The organism is Pseudovibrio denitrificans JCM 12308 (assembly GCF_001310815.1).
GTDB classification, from domain to species: Bacteria; Pseudomonadota; Alphaproteobacteria; order Rhizobiales; family Stappiaceae; genus Pseudovibrio; species Pseudovibrio denitrificans.
On record NZ_BAZK01000006.1, the window covers coordinates 83,424 to 101,363 of the forward strand.

Sequence of the window (17,940 nt, forward strand, 5' to 3'; positions counted from 1 at the left end):
CATCTCGCGAACGCAACCCGGTGTAAAGGGTGCAAAACGTCTATGGGAATTTATCAAAGATATAATCCCCATTTGGCAACGGTATCATGAAATGTGCTCTATGAATGCCCGTTGGTGCGTTACGCGGGTGTGAGTGGATCCTGCTGGAACAGATAGGCATCAAAGGCTGGATCATCCACGTCAGACAGCTCCATAAGGCGCTTCTTGACGTTCTCAAGGTGTTGCCACATCGCCTGTTTTACTGCCTGCGGATCGCGGCGCTGAAGGGCGTCCAGAATGTCCTGATGGTCGTTCAACCACTCTTCGCGATAAGTGTGGTCGAAGATGCGTTCGTGCAGTTTGTCCCACATTTTGGAGCGGGTGCGTTGCTGCCAGAGGTTTCTGACCATGTCGACCAAAACGGAGTTCTGAGTGGCTTCTGCGATCAGAAGGTGGAACTCTTCGTCTGCTTCGTAGCCACCGGAGCCTTTGGCAAGGTCTTCGCGTTCCCGTTCCAGAGCATCGCGCATGCGCAGGATGTCGGCTTTGGTGACCATGGATGCAGCGAAGGCAGCGATGTTGCTTTCCATCAGCTGGCGTGCCTGTAGCAATTCGAATGGGCCAATGTCTTCCAGATTGGAGTTGGGAGTAACCTGATCGGTATCCGGTAGGCGAACGACGTAAGTGCCTGAACCTTTGCGCACATCGATCAGACCTTCAATCTCCAGCATGATCATAGCTTCGCGCAGGAGTGAGCGACTGACGTTCATTTCTTCAGCAATCTGGCGTTCCGGACGCAGGCGATCACCGACCTTGAACGTTCCGTTGCTCAGTTCTTTGCGCAAGACTTCAGCTACTTCCTGATAGCGGCGGCGCTGACCATCCATTTCGCTTGTTCTCCCATGCCTGCGCGGTTGGCGTATTTTTAATGATTGCTGCACGCTTAAGATACTAAATAAAGCAGATTTGCAAGCGAGACAAAAGGCCAGAGATCTGCGTTGTTACTCTGGCCTTTCGCATTCTTGTAGAGGCTTACTGGGTCAACGCTTTGATGCGTGTGATCAGGGAGCCAACTCTTTCAGATTTTTCCGCTGCTTCTGCATGCATTGGCAAGACAGCTTCAATGAATGGCGCTTTATCCACCTCAACGAACTTCACGCCCAGCTCAGATTTTGCCTGCTCAATGTGCTTCTTGGTCATGTCATTCCACTGGGCACGGTGGAAGTGCATGGATGACTTGGCGGCGTCACGAATAGCTGTTTGTTCGTCAGCGCTTAGCGTGTTCCAGATGGTTGTTGAGATCACCACGATAGATGGGATCATGGTGTGACCGTCATCGGAGTAGACTTTGGAGACTTCGCCGTGGCGTGCTGTGGTCAGCGCGAGTGGGTTATTCTCTGCACCATCAACCACGCCCTGCTGGAGTGCACTGTAGAGTTCGCCCCAAGCAATTGGGGTTGGGCTGCCGCCGAGCAGCTCCACCATGCGGATTGCGGATGGGGATGGCTGAACGCGGATCTTCATGCCTTTGAGATCGGCTGGTGAGTTGATGGCCTTGTTGGCATAGAAGGAGCGGGCGCCCTCCACGTAAAAGGTTAGGCCAATGAAGCCCTTGTCTTTGGAAGCGGCAAGGATGTCGTCGCCAATTGGGCCGCTGAGAACGTCGAAATAGTGGTTCTCGTCAACGAAGATGTAAGGCAGGTTTAGTGCGGAGTAAGACTCTTCAAAGGCTTCGAGTTCGCTGGCGTTGGTTTTGGCCATGGCGAGGGTGCCTTCCTGCACTAACTCCATGGATTCCCTCTGAGTTCCCAAAGCGCCGTTGCCGTAGATGCGGATTTTGAGTGAGCCGTTGGTGGCTTCCGCAACTTTGTCTGCCATGTGCTGCATGGAAATGTGCAGAGGATGCTCTGGCCCCTGATTGTGGCTGAGTTTCAATGTCTTCGCGTAGGCGAATGAAGTTGTTGCAAGTAGAGCAGCGCACAGAACTGTCGCTTTGGCAATCTTTCTCGTAAACATATGCTTCCCCCCTGATTATCGCAGCGAATGTATTCGTGAGATGAAACTAAGGAATGCTGAGGCCGCGATATGTAATGGAAAGCATTGGACGGATTCGGGGAGTTGTCAAACCATTTTATATATTGGTTGACCTTATGTGAGTGCGTTTAGTTTTCCGTCTAAGGTGAATTTATATATTTAATCAGGTCAGTAGAGAGAGGAAAATATTTGGCTATGTAAATGAGTTGTTTTGATTGGTCTGAGTTCTTCTAGGGAAGGTGCAGATTGGTCAACCGAAACAGGCTTTATAGAAAAACAACCCCAGAAGTTGTCTTCATGGGGCTGTGATTGCTGATATCAGTTCATGTTCTTTGGCTTCCATCGCCGCAGCAGCATGGCGTTGGTGACTACAGATACTGAACTCATGGCCATAGCTGCGCCTGCGATGACTGGCGAGAGTAACCCGAGCGCTGCCAGTGGAATACCGATGATGTTGTAGATGAAGGCCCAGAACAGGTTCTGTCTGATTTTTCTGAGGGTTGCCTTGGAAATGTCGAGTGCTGTCGGGATCATTTTCGGCTCGGAGCGCATGAGAGTAACTCCTGCAGTTTCCAGCGCAACATCAGCACCAGATCCCATGGCTATGCCCAGATCAGCAGCGGCCAGAGCAGGGGCATCGTTAATGCCATCGCCAACCATGGCTACATGATAGCCTTGTTCTTTCAGATCGTTGACGACTTCGTTCTTGCCTTCTGGCTGAACGCGGGCCTGGAACTCGTCTACGCCGACCTGATCGGCGATGTTTTTGGCGGCGAGTTCGGTGTCGCCGGTGATCATGACTGTGCGAATGCCTTGTTTTTTAAGGGATTCTACAGCTTCTCTAGCGGAGTCTCTTGCCTGATCTACGAAGGCCAGGACGCCGATGGCGCGGTCGCCGAGGGCGACTGTGACGGCGGTCTTTCCGGCGGATTCATAAGTCTTTACAAGGCCATCGCCCATCATTGAGGGGGCGACATTGAGGTCTTTCATCAGGCTGCGTTGCCGATGGAGACCTGCTGGCCGGTGAGCTCTGCGATCAAGCCTTTGCCGGGGATAGCTTTGATGGACCGTGGGCGGGTGAGCTTGAGGTTGCGCTCCTCTGCTGCGCGGATAAGTGCGCTGGCGAGTGGGTGCTCACTGCCCAGCTGGATGCTGGCGGCGATGGTCAGCAGGCGGTCGTCGTTGCGATCAAAGGCCTGAGCATCCGTCAGAACTGGCTTGCCGACTGTGAGTGTGCCGGTTTTGTCGAAGAGGATGGTGTCGACTTTGTGTGCCCGTTCCAGCGCTTCGATATCGCGGATAAGTATGCCTGCTTTTGCTGCTGCACCGGTACCCGCAACCAGAGCTGTTGGGGTAGCAAGTCCCAGTGCGCAAGGGCAGGCGATGACGAGGACGGCGACGGAGGCGCCGACGGCTGATGTGACATCGCCGGAGTAGACCATCCAGCCAGCGAAGGTTGCCAGTGCGATCAGGACGATAACGGGGACAAAAATAGCGGCGACTTTGTCGACTAATTTCTGCAGAGGCGCCTTGGAGGCCTGTGCGCCTTCAACGAGGCGGATAATCTGGGCTAAGCGTGTTGATTCACCAAGGGCGGTGGCGCGCACAAAGATTGCACCGGAACCGTTGATTGTTCCACCGGTTACTTGATCGCCTGTGTTTTTGTGCACCGGAAGGCTCTCGCCGGTGAGCATAGATTCATCCAGCTCGCTTTCGCCGTCTTCAATCAGGCCATCGGTTGGAACACGCTCACCAGGTTTGACAACAATGTAATCACCCAGACGCAGATCAGAGATGCTGACGGGGATAATCTTGTCGCCAACGATCTTGTTGGCTGTTGTCGGGCGTAGGGCAATCAGAGAACGGACAGCAGCGGATGTGGAGCGTTTTGCTCTGATTTCCAGATACTTACCCATCAGAATGAGAGTGAGGATGACAGCGGATGCCTCAAAATAAAGGTCCGCGGCCTCAGCCTGAGACGCAAAGAAGACGTTGTATACGCTGTAAAGATACGCGGCGGATGTGCCCAGAGAAACGAGGACATCCATGTTTGCGCCGCCATGGCGCAGGGCTGCGAATGCGCCTTATAGAATCGTGCACCGACGAAAAGTTGAATTGGCGTTGCTAATGCAAACTGCAGCACGCCAGAGAGCTCAAACTGCACGCCAAACGCCATCAAAACCATTGGAATCACTAGAGGAATTGCCAGCAGCGTCGATAGAGCGAAAAGTTGAAAGGTTTTGCGTTCTTCTGCGTCGCTATGTGCTTCGCGCTCTTCAAAAGCCTTTTGTGCTGCCTCGGCTTCATCCCGGCGCTCTTTGGCCTCAAAACCAGCTGTGGTGACCACATCAACCAGATCGTTTGCAGCGATCTGTGGCAGGTGGTCGACCTCTGCCATTTCCAGCGCGAAGTTGACGGTGGCGTTGACCACACCTTCAGTCGCTTTCAGAGTCTTTTCCAAGCGGGAGGCGCAACCTGCGCACGTCATTCCGGTGATGTCGAGTTTGACGGTTTGGGCTGCGGAGGCTGAGGGTGTGTTCATCAGAGCTATCTTCGGTTGCCGAGTTCAGACCATCAGGACTTATTACCATTGGTGATGGCGGGTCAAGAGGTTGTAGAGTGGGTGAATACGCAAGCTCCCCTATGTGATGTAGAGCTGCTGTGATCGTGATCAAAGCTGCGATCACGCTTTGATCAAATTTGCAGAGAACACATAGGGTTTGAGGCTCTTTGAGGTGTTTTTGCTTTGCTGTGTTGAAACGTGGTGCTGTGGATAGTCACGTTATGGGAAGTGGTTGAAACTACGTGGTGAGCAGGGAGATGATCTGGCTGATCTCTGCTGGTGGGTTTGGCAGGCTGGCGCATTCCAGGATGAGGGACTTTCCGGTTGGGTGCCATGGGGTGAAAGGGGCTTTGAGATCGCCCTTTTGCAAAGACGGTTCGACAAGGGCTTTGTGACCCATCAGAACGCCAGCGCCGTTTCTGGCTTCTTCCAATGCGATGGCATAGAGGGAATAACTCGGGCCTTGGTTTAAGCCTTTGAGTTTGGGCGCGTTTGCTTTTGCCCAGAGTTGCCAGTCTTCGGCCCAGATCGCGTCATGCAGGAGTGTGGTTTGCTCCAGATCTTCCGGTGTTTTCAGCTGGCTTGCTGTTGAGGGGGCACAGACCGGAGTGATGAAGTCTTTTGCGATGATCCGCTCCTGAGCTGTGCCTTTGGGTTTGCCGATGAAGATGGAGAGGTCGTAGATCTCACGGTCCAGATTGGGCGGTGTTTCCAGTGCGATGACGGAGATGTTGGTGTCTGGCAGAGCTGCGCGGATTTTGGGCAGGCGTGGAGAGAGCCAGAGTTGAGCGACGCTTGGCAGGGCGGCTATGTGAATGGTTTTGCGGCTGGTTTTGGCTCTCAGCTGTCTGACAGCATTGCCCAGTTCATCAAAGGCCTTTGAGAAATGCGGGGCGATCTCCTGTCCTAGCTCCGTCAGGTGAACGCCTTGCGAACGGCGCTCAAACAGGTCTGTGCCGACCCATTCTTCCAGTGCCTTGATGTGCTGCGAGACGGCACCCGGGGTGACGCTCAGTTCTTCTGCTGCATTGGCAAAGCCGCCAAGGCGGGCTGCTGCTTCAAAAGCGCGGAGGGCGTTGAGGGGCGGGCCTTTGGGCCGGGATGGAGAAACTGACATCGCTTAGCCTTAGTTTTTCTAGGCCAATAATTACATATTCTGGTTTGCGCTCTCAAGCATCCTGTCCGCACACTGCTCTTAGCAATTGGGAGGTTGTGATGGTTTTAGCGAAACGAAATTGGGTACCGGCTGAGTGTGAAGCACTGGTGCAGGAGGTTGTGCAGCGTACGCAAGCGCAGAGTTCCGCGGCTTTGCTGGATAGACTGGATACGCTAGCTGCTCAGAACAGAGAGATTCATGAGGAGCAGTGCTTCAACCTGAACCCGGCGACCAATGTGATGAACCCGCGCGCGGAAGCGTTTCTGGCTTCTGGCATTGGCTCTCGCCCTTCGCTCGGTTACCCCGGTGACAAGTATGAGATGGGTCTGGAAGCCATTGAAGAGATTGAGGTGATCGCCGCTGAGCTGAGTGCGGAAGTGTTTGATGCTCAGTACGCTGAGATCCGCGTTCCTTCTGGTGCCATCGCCAACCTTTATGGGTTCATGGCCACCTGTCAGCCGGGAGATACGATCATCGCGCCGCCAGCTTCCATCGGCGGGCATGTGACGCATCACATCGCAGGCTGTGCAGGCCTTTATGATTTGCGGACTGTGCCAGCTCCGGTGAATGCGGATGGCTATACCATTGATGTGGATGGGCTTCATGAGCTTGCCAAAGCGGAAAAGCCGAAGCTGATCACAGTTGGGTCCAGCCTCAACCTCTTTGAGCATCCGGTGCGTGCTGTTCGTGAGATTGCCGATGAGGTGGGCGCGAAGGTGATGTTTGATGCGGCCCATCAGTGCGGGATTATTGCAGGTAAGACCTGGGCGAACCCGCTGGAAGAGGGCGCGCACTTCATGACCATGAGCACCTACAAGAGCTTGGGCGGGCCTGCAGGTGGTCTGATTGTCTCCAACGACGCTGAGCTGATTGAGCGGATGGATGCCATTGCGTTTCCCGGTATGACGGCCAACTTTGATGCGGCGAAGTCTGCTGCTTTGGCGGTGACCATGCTGGATTGGAAAGAGTATGGGCAGGCTTATGCTGCAGAGATGATTGCCGTCTCCAAGGCTCTGGCACAGGCGTTAGATGCGGAGGGTATTCCGGTCTTTGCCAAGGCGCAGGGCTTTACGCAGTCGCATCAGTTTGCGGTTGAAGCTGCTGAGTTTGGTGGCGGGCAGGCTGCCTCCAAAAAGCTGCGCAAAGCTGGCTTCCTTGCTTGTGGCATTGGATTGCCGATTGCAGAGGTGGACGGCGATATGAACGGGCTGCGCATTGGCACCCCTGAGCTGGTGCGCTGGGGCGTTGGTGTGGAGCATGCCACTGAGATGGCTCGCCTGATTGCGGCAGCGCTGCGTTCTGACCAGCCAGAACAGTATCTCGCAGAGGTTTCTGCATGGCGTCAGCAGTTTGACAAGCTGTGTTACGTGATGGCTGGAGAGCCTGTTTCAGCATAACCACTGCTTTGCAGAGAGCGTGTCCGCCAGCAGGTCGAAGACCAGGCGGATGCGCTTTGAGGTGTGCAGCTCGCGGTGTGTTGCCAGCCAGAAGGGCACATTGAACGGCTCAAAGCTTGGCAGCACCTGTTCCATCTCTGGAAACTTATCTGCGATCTCCCGGATCATGACGATGATGCCGAGATCGTTTCTTGCCAGCTCCCACCCCACCAGACCGCTGGCGGTGGTTTGCTTGAAGTTGTGCTCGCTCAGCGGCAGGTCTGTTTCGCTGAAATGCTTGAGGAACAGATCTGGCCGATCAAAAGCGATGAACTCGTGGGTTGCCATGTCGCTGGTGGTCTGAGGGCGGCCTTTGCGGTCCAGATAGGTTTTGCTGGCGTAGAAGTGGGCCGTTGTTTCCCTGACGAGCCGTGCGGTGAGGTCTGGCTGTTCCGGCCTAACATGGCGAATGGCGATATCGGCTTCGCGCAGCTGAAGGTCGCTGACGGCATTGGTGGCGACGATCTCAACATGGATGCCGGGTGCGATCTCGCGGAGTTTCTTCAGGATTGGTGGGAGGATGTAGGCTGAAGCCGTGTCGCTGGCACTGATGCAGACGGTGCCGTCGATCTCCTGCGATTGGCCTGAAGCCGTCAAGGAGATGCGGTTGGCAGCCTCGCCCATGGACTTCACGTGTTCCAGCAGTTCCATGCCTGCCTGCGTGAGGGAGAGCGAGCGGCTAGCACGTTCAAACAAGGTTACGCCGAGGGCTTCCTCCAGCGCTGTGACCTGTCTGCCCAGTGTGGGCTGGGTGAGGCCCAAAGCCCTTGCAGCAGCCGAGAGGGAGCCTTCCTCCGCAGTGACGAGGAAAGCGCGGGCCTGGTTCCAATCAAAAGAGACGCTCTGCCAATTCATGCATATTTGTATACCTCAGCTGCGAATTTTGGCAATTTGTTTTGAGAATATGCATGGATACACTGCAGGAAATGGAGGGTTTTCTATGCGGGATACTGCAGGATTTTGGGACAAACATGCGCCGGGATATGTGGCGCGTCCTATGAAAGACGTTGCTTCCTATGAGAAGGCAATGGACCGTGTACGTTCTTATCTCACCGCTGAGCAAGAGGTGCTGGAGCTGGGGTGTGGTAGTGGTTCAACCGCGATGCTTTTGGCCAAGCATGTCAAGCACATGACTGCCAGCGACATTTCCGGAAAGATGATCGAGTTTGGGCAGGAAAAGGCCTGGAACGATGGCATTGAGAACATCAGCTTTGTGCATACTCCCGCTGGCAGCAGTGTGTTTGAGGGCAAGAGCTATGATGTGGTGATGGCCTATAATGTAGTTCATCTGATCAAGGGGCCTGCCAGTGTTCTCAAGCAGGTACATCGGATGTTGAAGCCGGATGGGTTGTTTATCACCAAAACGCCGTGCGTGGGTGATTGTCCGTTTTACTGGCGGTGGTTGATCAACGTGATGCGTCTTGTTGGTTACGCGCCCTATGTGAACTACCTGAAGCAGGTGCAGCTGGAGCGGATGATTGAGCAGTCGGGTTTCAAGATTGTTGAAACCGGCAACTACCCATCTTCGCCGATGGGCCGCTTTATTGTGGCGCGGAAGGTTCAGGCTGCTTAGAGATCGACCTGTGCATAGAGGCCGTGGTGGTCTGAGCCGTAATAAGGGCGGAGAAATGTTTGGCCGCCCTTTGGTGCGAGTACATGGTCAATACGCATGGCGTAGGTGCCTTTGAACAGGAAGCTGGCTTTGAACGGGCCAGCCATCTGTGTGTTCGTTACCTCGGTGTATTGGCCCATAATATGGGACCAGGGCACCATGTTGAAATCACCCGCCACGAGCTTGAGGCCCTTTAGCTCAGACAGGATCGGGATGATCTGTTCCGCCTGATTTTCCTGATAAAATGGCCAAGGCCAATGCTGGTGGATGGAGACGACCCACAGCGGGCCTTCCTTGCTTTGGATATGCAGGGCGGCAATTCCCAGGCCGATCTCACAGCGGAAAGAATCCGTGGCGAGAGGCAGGCGGGAGAGCACGGCCACAGCGCCGACTGCCGTGAACGGGCAGACGATGTGGTAGGGGTAGTTTTCCTTCAGCGCGTTGATCAGAGGCAGGTGCCTTTTATGGACCTCCTGCATGGTGATAACGTCCGGTTTCAGCATCAGGATATCTTCCAGCACATCTACACGGTCGCCGGGGCGGAAGCTCAGGTTCTTCTGGTAGACGGTGAGGTCATAGCTGTTTGGAACGCTCTCTCCCTGATACGCCCACAAAACCGTTGCGCTGCTGAAGATGGCGATGATGACGCCGGTGATCATCATGGTGGGCTGGCGGTAGCAGAACAGGGTGAGGACTGCGAGCAGGACCGCCAATGGCAGCCGGAACACTGACAAGCTATCGCCGAGCGGATGTACCATGCCCAGAAAGGACATGAGGAGTAAGAGGATTACTCCGATTATGGAAAGGCGCATAAACATGACAGGTTTTCGTCTGCGAAAGAAGGAAGATGCGAACCTGCTATGTGTACGCCTAACTTTGGCGAATATTTGACAGCGCAATCATTTGGCGGAAACGCTTGGTTTTTGGGAAGTTTGACGGGCCGCCGTGCGCCGAAGAAAATGCCGCGCCACTGGTGGGTGGCACGGCATGAGAAGCTGCTCGTTTACTCGGTCAAAGCTTGTTTTGTGCTCTAACGAGCTAGAGGCTTGTCTTGTCAGGATTTGTCTGGTTGTCCAACAGTGATGTGACCGCGGCAGGTGCCATCAGAAAATACGCCAGTGACTGGATTTTCACCGATCAGGCCGGAGGCAAACATCTGCACTTCAACAGGTGGGTTGTTTGCGCTGTCTTCAAAGACGATTTCGTAGGTGTTTGAAATCGTGAAGATGCCTTCGCCAACGGTGCCGTCAGACTCTGCAATTAGAACGCCGGAATCCTCGGAGGCTGCCTGATCTTGGCTTGTGTCAGCTTTTCCGTTCTTCGGGGTTGCTGTGTAACCGCCGGAGTAACGTGTTTTGCAGGTGCCATCATCAGGCGAACCATCAACCAAAGACAGGTTGGTGAACTCGACTTTGGGTTGGCCGGTGTCGTGATTGTCAGCCAGTACTGGAGAGATGAAAAGGGCCAGTGCGCCAAGGCCAGCGATGGTAGCAGTTGTTTTTTTCATTGTGAGCCTGCTCTGATCGGGAGAAATTGCATTTGTAGCTTTGAGTCCTCGCGGACGCGCAGACCATAGCGGCGGTATCCTTAACGAAAATCCTAGTGTGCCACGTTAGTTTTCTCTGAAGGTAATACGGGGTGAAGATGGAGATGGCGAGTTTAAACGCTATTGAGTTAGAGGTTGTGGGATCGCGTTAACTTGTCTGGCGGCGTGCTGGCAAAAGAAAAGGGCCCGTGGGGGCCCTTTGTGGTGTTTGGGGTTTGGGTGGCGTCAGGCCAGTTCTTCTTCTAGGTTCTGGCGGGACAGGCCTTCCATGCTTGGCATCAGGGAGAGGAGCTCCTTGGTGTAAGCGTGTTGCGGGTTGTCGAAGAGGTCTTCGGTGTCCGCGACTTCCAGAAGCTGGCCGTGGCGCATAACGCCGGTGCGGTTACACATCTGCCGGATGACTGCGAGGTCGTGGCTGATGAACAGCATGGTGAGGCCCAGCTCGTCCTGCAGATCCTTCAGCAGGTTGAGGATCTGTGCCTGAATGGACACGTCCAGCGCAGAGGTTGGCTCATCACACACCAGGAAGCGTGGGCGGGTCGCCAGTGCGCGGGCAATGGAGATACGCTGACGCTGACCGCCGGAGAACTCATGCGGGAACTTGGCAGCCGCTGCAACGCCAAGGCCGACGTGCTCCAGAAGGTCATCAACGATCTGGTTTACTTCGCTGTTGGTGCTGGCCAGTTTGTGGAACTTGATTGGTTCCGCAACAATGTCACGCACACGCATGCGAGAGTTTAGGGACGAGAACGGATCCTGGAAGATCATCTGCATCTGACGACGCATTGTCAGAACCTGCTTCTTGTCCTTCAGACTGGTCAGTTCCTGTCCGGCGAAGTGGGCGGTGCCACCTGCTGGATGGTAGAGACCAGTGATGACGCGGGCCATGGTTGATTTACCGGAGCCACTTTCGCCCACGAGGCCAAAGGTTTCACCTGCGTGGATGTCAAAGCTGACTTTATCCAGAGCGGTGAAGTACTGCCTGTTCTTAGAAATCCATGCGTCCTTGGTCAGGAACTTCATGGTGATGTCTTTTACATCCAGCAGTGGGCCATCGACAGACTTGTAGTCACGTGCCTTGCCCAGCCAATGGGTGGCAATGTCGATCTGCTTGAATGGCTTTGCGGAGCCTTCAATATAGTCCACCTGTGGGAAGCGATGCACTTTCACGTCTGGACGCGGCACAGCAGCGATCAAGCTCTGGTATATGGGTGCTTTGGAGCGCCCAATACCTGCTTGGATTCGCCGTACTCAACCAGATCACCACGGTACATAACCGCCACGTGGTCGGTGAGGTCTGCAATCACGCCCATGTCGTGGGTGATGACGACCATCGCTACGTTCTTCTCTTCACACAGACGCTTCATCAGCTTCAGGATTTGCGCCTGAATGGATACGTCGAGAGCCGTTGTTGGTTCATCAGCGATGACAACTTCCGGGTCTGCGCAGAGGGCTAGTGCAATCACAACGCGCTGACGCATGCCGCCAGAGAACTGGTGCGGGTACTGCGAGATACGCTCTTGCGGGTTTGGAATGCCGACCTGATCCAGCAGATCCACCGCGCGGGCACGCGCTTCTTCCTTAGAAAGCGGCAGGTGCAGGCGGATGGTTTCGACCAGCTGGAACTCGATGGTCTGAAGTGGATCCAGAGAGGTCAGCGGATCCTGGAAGATCATGCCGATGCGCTTACCACGCAGCTTACGCATGCTTTCCGGATCAAGGTTGTCGATGCGCTGACCGTCGAGGTGGATTTCACCTTCTGCAATGCGGCCCGGATGTTCCAGCAAGCCAATGGTGGCGTTACCAACGGTGGACTTACCTGCGCCACTCTCGCCCACAACGCCGAGGATTTTACCGGCGTCTACGGAGAGGTTGACATTGCGGGATGCCGTGAAGACGTCTTTGCGGCTCGGAAACTGAACGGTGAGGCCGCGAATATCTAAGATGCTCATGGTCTCTCTCCCTAGCGCAGTTTCGGGTTCAGTGCGTCGCGGAGCCAATCGCCCAGCAGGTTCACTGCCAGAACGAGGATCGCGAGCGCCAGACCTGGGAAGATCGCAATCCACCACTCGCCTGAGAACAGGAAGTCGTTACCGATGCGGATCAGCGTGCCCAGAGATGGCTGTGTTGATGGAACACCAACGCCGAGGAAGGAGAGAGTTGCTTCTGTGATGATTGCCAGAGCAAGGTTGATGGTTGCAATAACCAGAACCGGGCCAAGTACGTTTGGAAGTACGTGACGGATCATGATGATCCATGCCGGAATGCCGATCACGCGGGCTGCCTGAACGTATTCCTTGTTCTTCTCAACCAGCGTGGAGCCGCGGACTGTACGTGCATACTGTACCCAGAAGGACAGGCCGATAGAGAAGGTGAGGATCCAGATCGCCCAGGTTTCACGGTCGATGTTACCGAAGATGCCGTTTGCGATACCGTCAATAAGCAGCGCCAGCAGGATTGCTGGGAAGGTGAGCTGAACTTCTGCGATACGCATGATGATCGCATCTGTGCGGCCACCCACATAACCGGAGATCAGGCCCAGAGAAATGCCGAGCACAGCTGCGAATGCAACGGACAGGAAGCCCACTGCCAGTGAAATGCGCATACCGTACAGGATGCCGGAGAGCAGGTCACGGCCCTGATCGTCTGTGCCCAGCAGGTAGCGTGGGTCGGACCATTCCATGCCGATTGGCGGGATACGTGCGTCCAGAATGCTGATCTGGGCCAGATCGAACGGGTTGAATGGTGCCACGATTGGTGCAAACAGAGCGGCCAGCATCAGACCCAGCGTTGTGATGGCCGCAAGAACGGTCACCTTAGAGCTGAGGAAGCTGTGAAGCAGGTCGCTGTCCAGAAAACGAGCTAATGCGGAGCGGGAGGCTTCTGAAGCCTCGCTGCCGGAAACGGTTGGTGTGTTATCTGTCATGATTGTTGTCCTTACCGTTTCTTATGCGCGGCCGCGTTCGGTGCGCAGGCGTGGGTCAATCACGACGTAGAGAATGTCTACGATGAGGTTGATGACCACGAAGATGAAAGCGGTGAGCAGCAGGTAAGCTGCCATGATCGGAATATCCACGTTCTGCACGGCTTGCAGGAAGAGGATGCCCATACCTGGCCACTGGAACACGGTCTCGGTGATAATCGCGAAGGCGATGATGGAGCCGAGCTGCAGGCCGGTGATGGTGATAACAGGCACCATCGTGTTTTTGAGTGCGTGGATGTAATAGACGGACCGGTTCGGCAGGCCGCGTGCGCGGGCGAACTTGATGTGATCGGTGCGCAGAACTTCCAGCATCTCAGCGCGAATCAGGCGCATGATGAGGGTCATCTGATAAAGACCGAGCGTGATCGCTGGCAGGATGATTGCCTTGATACCACTGATGGTCAGGAAACCTGTGTCCCAGAAAGAGCCGAGCTGGGTGACTTCGCCACGGCCGAAGCTTGGCAGCCACTGCAGGGTGACTGAGAACAGGAAGATAAACAGAATGCCGATAAAGAATGTTGGCAGGGAGATACCTACGAGAGATACCGACAGGAACATCTTTGAGAGCCATGAATCGCGGTTCAGACCGGTGTAAACGCCCATTGGAATGCCGAGTGCCAATGCGAAAACTGCAGAAGCAAAGGACAGTTCCAGAGTTGCAGGCAGACGGCGACCGATCAGGTCTGCCACAGGCTGCTTGAACTGGTAGGAGTTACCGAAGTCGAATTGGATCGCACCCATGACATAGCGGAAAAACTGAACGAGAACAGGGTCATTCAGGCCGAGGCTTTGGCGCAGGGCTTCACGTTGCTCTGGGGTGGTCTCAATGCCCACCATCTGGTTTACAGGATCTCCAACGAAGCGGAAAAGCAGGAAGGAGATTAAGGCTACGACAAACATGACCACGAGAGCCATGGCGATACGCCGGGAGATAAAGCCAAACATGGTGTTTTATAGTTGTTCCTGAGAATAGAGGTGCCCGGCGCCGAGGGCGCCGGGCTATTATCTTTTTTTGGCTAAGCGTTAAACTTAGTTCTTCACTACATATTTGAAGTGGAACTCGTTATCCGCGCGCTGCTTCAGAGTAACCTTGTCGGAAACACCCCAAGCCAGACCCTGCTGGTGCAGAGGAATGTGAGATACTTCGTCGTTCAGGATTGTGTAAGCTTCTGAAATCAGAGCGTTACGCTTCTCTTCGTCGTTTTCGGAGAGAACCTTCTTGGTCAGCTCGTCAACTTTCGGGTTACAGTAACCACCCAGGTTGAATGGGCCGCCAGCGCCTTTGTCGTCACGACAGTTGTTCAAGTTCAGCAGAACGTTGTAGCTGTCGAAGGAACCTGGGGTCCAGCCGAGCATGTAGAAGGAGGTGTCGTAACCGCCGGACGCGAGAACCTTCGCGAAGTACTTCGCTTTAGGCTGTGCGTTCAGGTTCACTTTGATGCCTACGCGCGCGAGGAATGCTGCGGTTGCCTGACAGATTGCTTCGTCGTTCACGTAACGATCGTTCGGGCAGTCCATGGAAACTTCAAAGCCGTCACCGTAGCCAGCTTCTTCAAGTAGCTTCTTGGATGCTGCTGGATCGTATGGGTAACGAGAGAAATCGCCGGAGTTTGCGAACAGGAATGGTGAGATCATCAGAGCTGCTGGCTCGGACAGACCACGCATGATTTTCGCTTTGATCGCGTCAACGTCAATTGCCTGGTAGAACGCCTTACGAACGCGAACGTCCTTGAATGGGTTCTTGCCTTTGATGTTGGAGTGGAGCAACTCATCACGCTTCTGGTCGAAACCGAGGAAGATGGTGCGCAGCTCAGGACCTGTCAGAGCAGTAGTGCCTGCATTGCCGTCTACACGCTTGATGTCCTGTACCGGGATCGGGAACGCCATGTCCAGCTCGCCAGAAAGAAGAGCTGCAACGCGGGTTGCGTCAGATCCGATTGGAGTGAACTCAACGCCAGTCAGATTGTGTACTTTGTTGTCCCACCAACCGTCGTTTACGGTGAAAGTGGTTTTAACGCCTGGCTCGTGCGTTGCGATCTTGAACGGGCCGGTGCCGTTTGTGTTCAAAGATGCGTAGTTTGGATTGGTGTCAGAAGCAGAAGTCACCTTTACAGCGTTGTTTGCTTCAGTCCATTCCTTATCCATGATGTACCAAGTGGACCACTCGGAGTGCAGGATTGGGTTTACGCCTGGCAGGATGAAGTCAACGGTGTAGTCATCGACCTTAACAACCTTCACGTCCTTCGCGATGCGGGTTGTCATGTCGGAGCCTTCAGCGCGCACACGGTCTGCAGAGAAGACCACGTCGTCAGCTGTGAAGTCGTTACCGTTGTGGAACTTTACGCCTTTGCGCAGGTGGAAGCGCCAGCGGGTTGGCTCAAGAACTTCCCAGCTTTCAGCGAGAGCTGGTTCGATCTTAAGGTCTGCGGAACGGCGCACGAGGCCTTCATATACGTTGCCGTGCATGCCGAGTGTAAAGGTTTCGTTCAGGCTGTATGGGTCCAGCTGGTTGTATGTCCCCTGAAACGCGAACTTAAACGTTTCTGCATTTGCCTGAGTTCCGGCAGCAAGCGTCATAGCCAATGCAGCGGATGCAATCTTTAAACGCATTCTATTTTTACTCCCCTTGTCCCCCTCATGCAGATAATTAATTGTTCTGCAGGGGCCCCTCTGGTTTCGCCGTCCACTTATTAGGCGGATTCTGGCGTCTTAGTGATATTACCCATATGAATGAATGCGTCTAGGGGGCATTGCGTAGTTGAAACGAGGAAATAATGTGGGAGCAGCGCAATTTCATAGCGTATTCAGGCGCTAAGGGATGTATTTCTTGCGGTTTAATGCGTATCTGTTGAGAGACACTCCAACGTTAAGATGAGTATATTTCATCTAATGATGAGGAAATGAAGGGTTCTGATCTTGTTGATTATGTATGGTATTCGCAATTGCGACAGTGTTCGCAAGGCTCGTAAACTTCTGGATGAATCAAAAGTCGACTACACTTTTCACGATTACAAAAAAGATGGTGCAGATGAAAATGCACTGAACGAGGCCTGTGAAAGATTCGGGTGGGAGTCTGTTCTTAATAAACGCGGTACCACATGGCGCAAACTGGACGATGAAACCAAGGCGGGCGTGAGTGATCAAGGCAGTGCTATCGCGTTGATGATGCAAGAAACTTCATTAATTAAAAGGCCACTTATTACGGGCGGAAAGCAGCTTTTGCTTGGTTTTGATGCGGCTTTGTGGGGTGAAATTATGGAAAAAGGAGAGCTGTAAAAGCTCTCCTTTTTTGGACGGGAAAGTTCCAGGGTTGGGATCCTTTGGGCTTTGCCATCCTTCCAATGGTATGAGGCGCTGGCAATCACGAAATCTGAAGCGTGGTTGCCAACCCGAAATCTTTTATCTGACGAAGTTTTCTCGAAGCTGACCGCGACACTGAGTAAAAATGCTGCGAGAATTCTTCCGCCCCTGCCTCAAGCTCTTCACAGCTCATGTTTTTTGGTTGGTAGACGGCGTGGGCACCATCGTACTCCCCCCAGTTGTCAGAGAGTAATCTGTCTTCCTGTTCCAGCTGTTTGTAGAAGCGTGAACCAGGGAACGGAATGGCAATGGCTGGGGCAGTAATATCGACCCCTATCTCATGGTAGAACTTGGCGGTTTCGATGAAAATTTCTGGTGTATGTTCGTCAAAGCCAAAAATTGCTGTGGTGTCGACAATAATGCCATGTGCATGAATGTTAGAAATTTGAGATTTTAAGTTTTCAGGTTTCACAAAACCCTTTCCGGCACGCTTAAGAGCTGCTTTGGATGGGGTTTCTATTCCAATCAGCAAGTACTTCGCACCAGACCGGGCAGCTGCTTCGAGAAGTTCCGGGTCATCTGCTATGCGAATAGTGGTCTCACCAGCCCATCTAATCTTGAGCGGTTCTAACGCTTTGAACAGCTCAAGAGCGTAGTCGCGATCTTCGGTCAGGTGGTCGGCGTGAAGCTCCACCCAATCCGTTTCCATTTCAGAAATCTCATTAATAATGTCTGGAATAGGCCGGTAGCGGGTTTTTCCGAGCATGCCGGGGATGATGCAGAAGCTGCAATTGTGTTTACAGCCACGGCTCACCAGCACGGACCACTCCCAATTGTATTGCTCAGCCGTGATGAGGTGGCGTGGATATGGGTTGAGTTTGGACATGTCGGCATAGGTGCCGGTGTATCTTGGTTTGAGGTCGCGGTTCTGGGCGTCCTGCAGCAGTTCATCCCAGACGTTTTCGCATTCACCTGTCATCACTGCATCTGCATATTCGCTGGCTTCATCCGGCATGAAGGTGGCGTGGAGGCCGCCGATCACAACCTGACTGCCTTTTTCCGAGAAGGCTGAGGCGAGCTCGTAGCCTCGGTTGGCATCAGGAGTTGCGAAGAAAAGCACCACGAGGTCGGCGGTCACCTTGCGGGGATCGACCATCCTGATGGTTTCGTCATGCATCTCCAGCTGAAAATGGCGGGGGGTTGCTGCCGCAGCTGAGAAGATGGACTGAGGCGGGCCTCCACGCGCTTTCTTGTAATCTTTAAAGTAGCTCGGTGCAGATGCTTTGATGAGACAGATCTTCATTGCCAACCTCATGTGTTTGTTTTGAGTA

The 17,940-nt window shown here is 54.0% G+C and carries 16 protein-coding genes and 1 pseudogene; 3 read left to right on the plus strand and 14 right to left on the minus strand.

The genetic code is table 11. The features are described from left to right. Positions 1-119: 119 nt before the first annotated feature. From JCM12308_RS09050 to JCM12308_RS09065, 6 genes are all read right to left on the minus strand, one after another. On the minus strand, positions 120-866 hold the full coding sequence (locus JCM12308_RS09050) for an FCD domain-containing protein (RefSeq protein WP_054783501.1): 747 nt from the start codon (positions 864-866) through the stop codon (positions 120-122). A 145-nt stretch (positions 867-1,011) separates the two neighbouring features. Further along, on the minus strand, positions 1,012-1,995 hold the full coding sequence (locus JCM12308_RS09055) for a TRAP transporter substrate-binding protein (RefSeq protein ID WP_008551428.1): 984 nt from the start codon (positions 1,993-1,995) through the stop codon (positions 1,012-1,014). Positions 1,996-2,331: 336 nt separating this feature from the next. Further along, positions 2,332-3,003 (minus strand): HAD-IC family P-type ATPase, encoded by a 672-nt coding sequence (locus tag JCM12308_RS32180; protein WP_208978409.1) that lies wholly within the window; start codon positions 3,001-3,003, stop codon positions 2,332-2,334. Continuing rightward, positions 3,003-4,043: a heavy metal translocating P-type ATPase gene (locus tag JCM12308_RS32185; protein ID WP_280138364.1), complete on the minus strand. Its 1,041-nt coding sequence runs from the start codon at positions 4,041-4,043 to the stop codon at positions 3,003-3,005. Before JCM12308_RS32185 ends, JCM12308_RS32180 begins: the two co-directional genes overlap by 1 nt. Continuing rightward, a complete protein-coding gene (locus JCM12308_RS31445) occupies positions 3,929-4,555 on the minus strand; it encodes a cation transporter (protein ID WP_244271871.1) in 627 nt (208 codons plus the stop codon). Before JCM12308_RS31445 ends, JCM12308_RS32185 begins: the two co-directional genes overlap by 115 nt. Before the next feature lie 259 nt (positions 4,556-4,814). Beyond that, entirely contained in the window at positions 4,815-5,693 is an 879-nt protein-coding gene (locus JCM12308_RS09065) for a LysR family transcriptional regulator (protein WP_054783502.1), read from the minus strand. 98 nt (positions 5,694-5,791) lie between these two features. Between JCM12308_RS09065 and glyA the strand changes: the two genes are divergently transcribed. Further along, positions 5,792-7,129: a serine hydroxymethyltransferase gene (gene glyA, locus JCM12308_RS09070; protein ID WP_054783503.1), complete on the plus strand. Its 1,338-nt coding sequence runs from the start codon at positions 5,792-5,794 to the stop codon at positions 7,127-7,129. Here glyA and JCM12308_RS09075 read toward each other — a convergent pair. Continuing rightward, the gene (locus JCM12308_RS09075) at positions 7,121-8,023 is read right to left on the minus strand and encodes a LysR family transcriptional regulator (protein ID WP_054783504.1); all 903 of its coding nucleotides are present in this window, start codon (positions 8,021-8,023) and stop codon (positions 7,121-7,123) included. The two genes, glyA and JCM12308_RS09075, sit on opposite strands and share 9 nt — an antisense overlap. Positions 8,024-8,108: 85 nt before the next feature. Here JCM12308_RS09075 and JCM12308_RS09080 point away from each other — a divergent pair, with 85 nt between their 5' ends. Next, positions 8,109-8,741, plus strand: a complete 633-nt coding sequence (locus JCM12308_RS09080; protein ID WP_054783505.1) for a class I SAM-dependent methyltransferase — start codon at positions 8,109-8,111, stop codon at positions 8,739-8,741. Here JCM12308_RS09080 and JCM12308_RS09085 read toward each other — a convergent pair. From JCM12308_RS09085 to JCM12308_RS09110, 6 genes and pseudogenes are all read right to left on the minus strand, one after another. After that, entirely contained in the window at positions 8,738-9,598 is an 861-nt protein-coding gene (locus JCM12308_RS09085; RefSeq protein WP_037037727.1) for an endonuclease/exonuclease/phosphatase family protein, read from the minus strand. The genes JCM12308_RS09080 and JCM12308_RS09085 overlap by 4 nt on opposite strands. 236 nt (positions 9,599-9,834) lie before the next feature. Then, entirely contained in the window at positions 9,835-10,287 is a 453-nt protein-coding gene (locus tag JCM12308_RS09090) for a hypothetical protein (RefSeq protein ID WP_054783506.1), read from the minus strand. Between the two features lie 264 nt (positions 10,288-10,551). Continuing rightward, positions 10,552-12,278 (minus strand): annotated as a pseudogene (locus tag JCM12308_RS09095) (ABC transporter ATP-binding protein). An 11-nt stretch (positions 12,279-12,289) separates the two neighbouring features. Then, positions 12,290-13,252 (minus strand): ABC transporter permease, encoded by a 963-nt coding sequence (locus tag JCM12308_RS09100; RefSeq protein ID WP_008551641.1) that lies wholly within the window; start codon positions 13,250-13,252, stop codon positions 12,290-12,292. A 21-nt stretch (positions 13,253-13,273) separates the two neighbouring features. Then, positions 13,274-14,254, minus strand: a complete 981-nt coding sequence (locus JCM12308_RS09105; RefSeq protein WP_008551674.1) for an ABC transporter permease — start codon at positions 14,252-14,254, stop codon at positions 13,274-13,276. An 84-nt stretch (positions 14,255-14,338) separates the two neighbouring features. Further along, positions 14,339-15,919, minus strand: a complete 1,581-nt coding sequence (locus tag JCM12308_RS09110; protein ID WP_054783507.1) for an ABC transporter substrate-binding protein — start codon at positions 15,917-15,919, stop codon at positions 14,339-14,341. A 315-nt stretch (positions 15,920-16,234) separates the two neighbouring features. On the opposite strand from JCM12308_RS09110, the gene JCM12308_RS09115 reads away from it, so the two are divergent. Beyond that, entirely contained in the window at positions 16,235-16,585 is a 351-nt protein-coding gene (locus JCM12308_RS09115) for an ArsC family reductase (protein WP_054783508.1), read from the plus strand. An 85-nt stretch (positions 16,586-16,670) separates the two neighbouring features. Here JCM12308_RS09115 and JCM12308_RS09120 read toward each other — a convergent pair whose 3' ends face one another. After that, entirely contained in the window at positions 16,671-17,912 is a 1,242-nt protein-coding gene (locus JCM12308_RS09120) for a B12-binding domain-containing radical SAM protein (RefSeq protein ID WP_054783509.1), read from the minus strand. Positions 17,913-17,940: the final 28 nt, after the last annotated feature.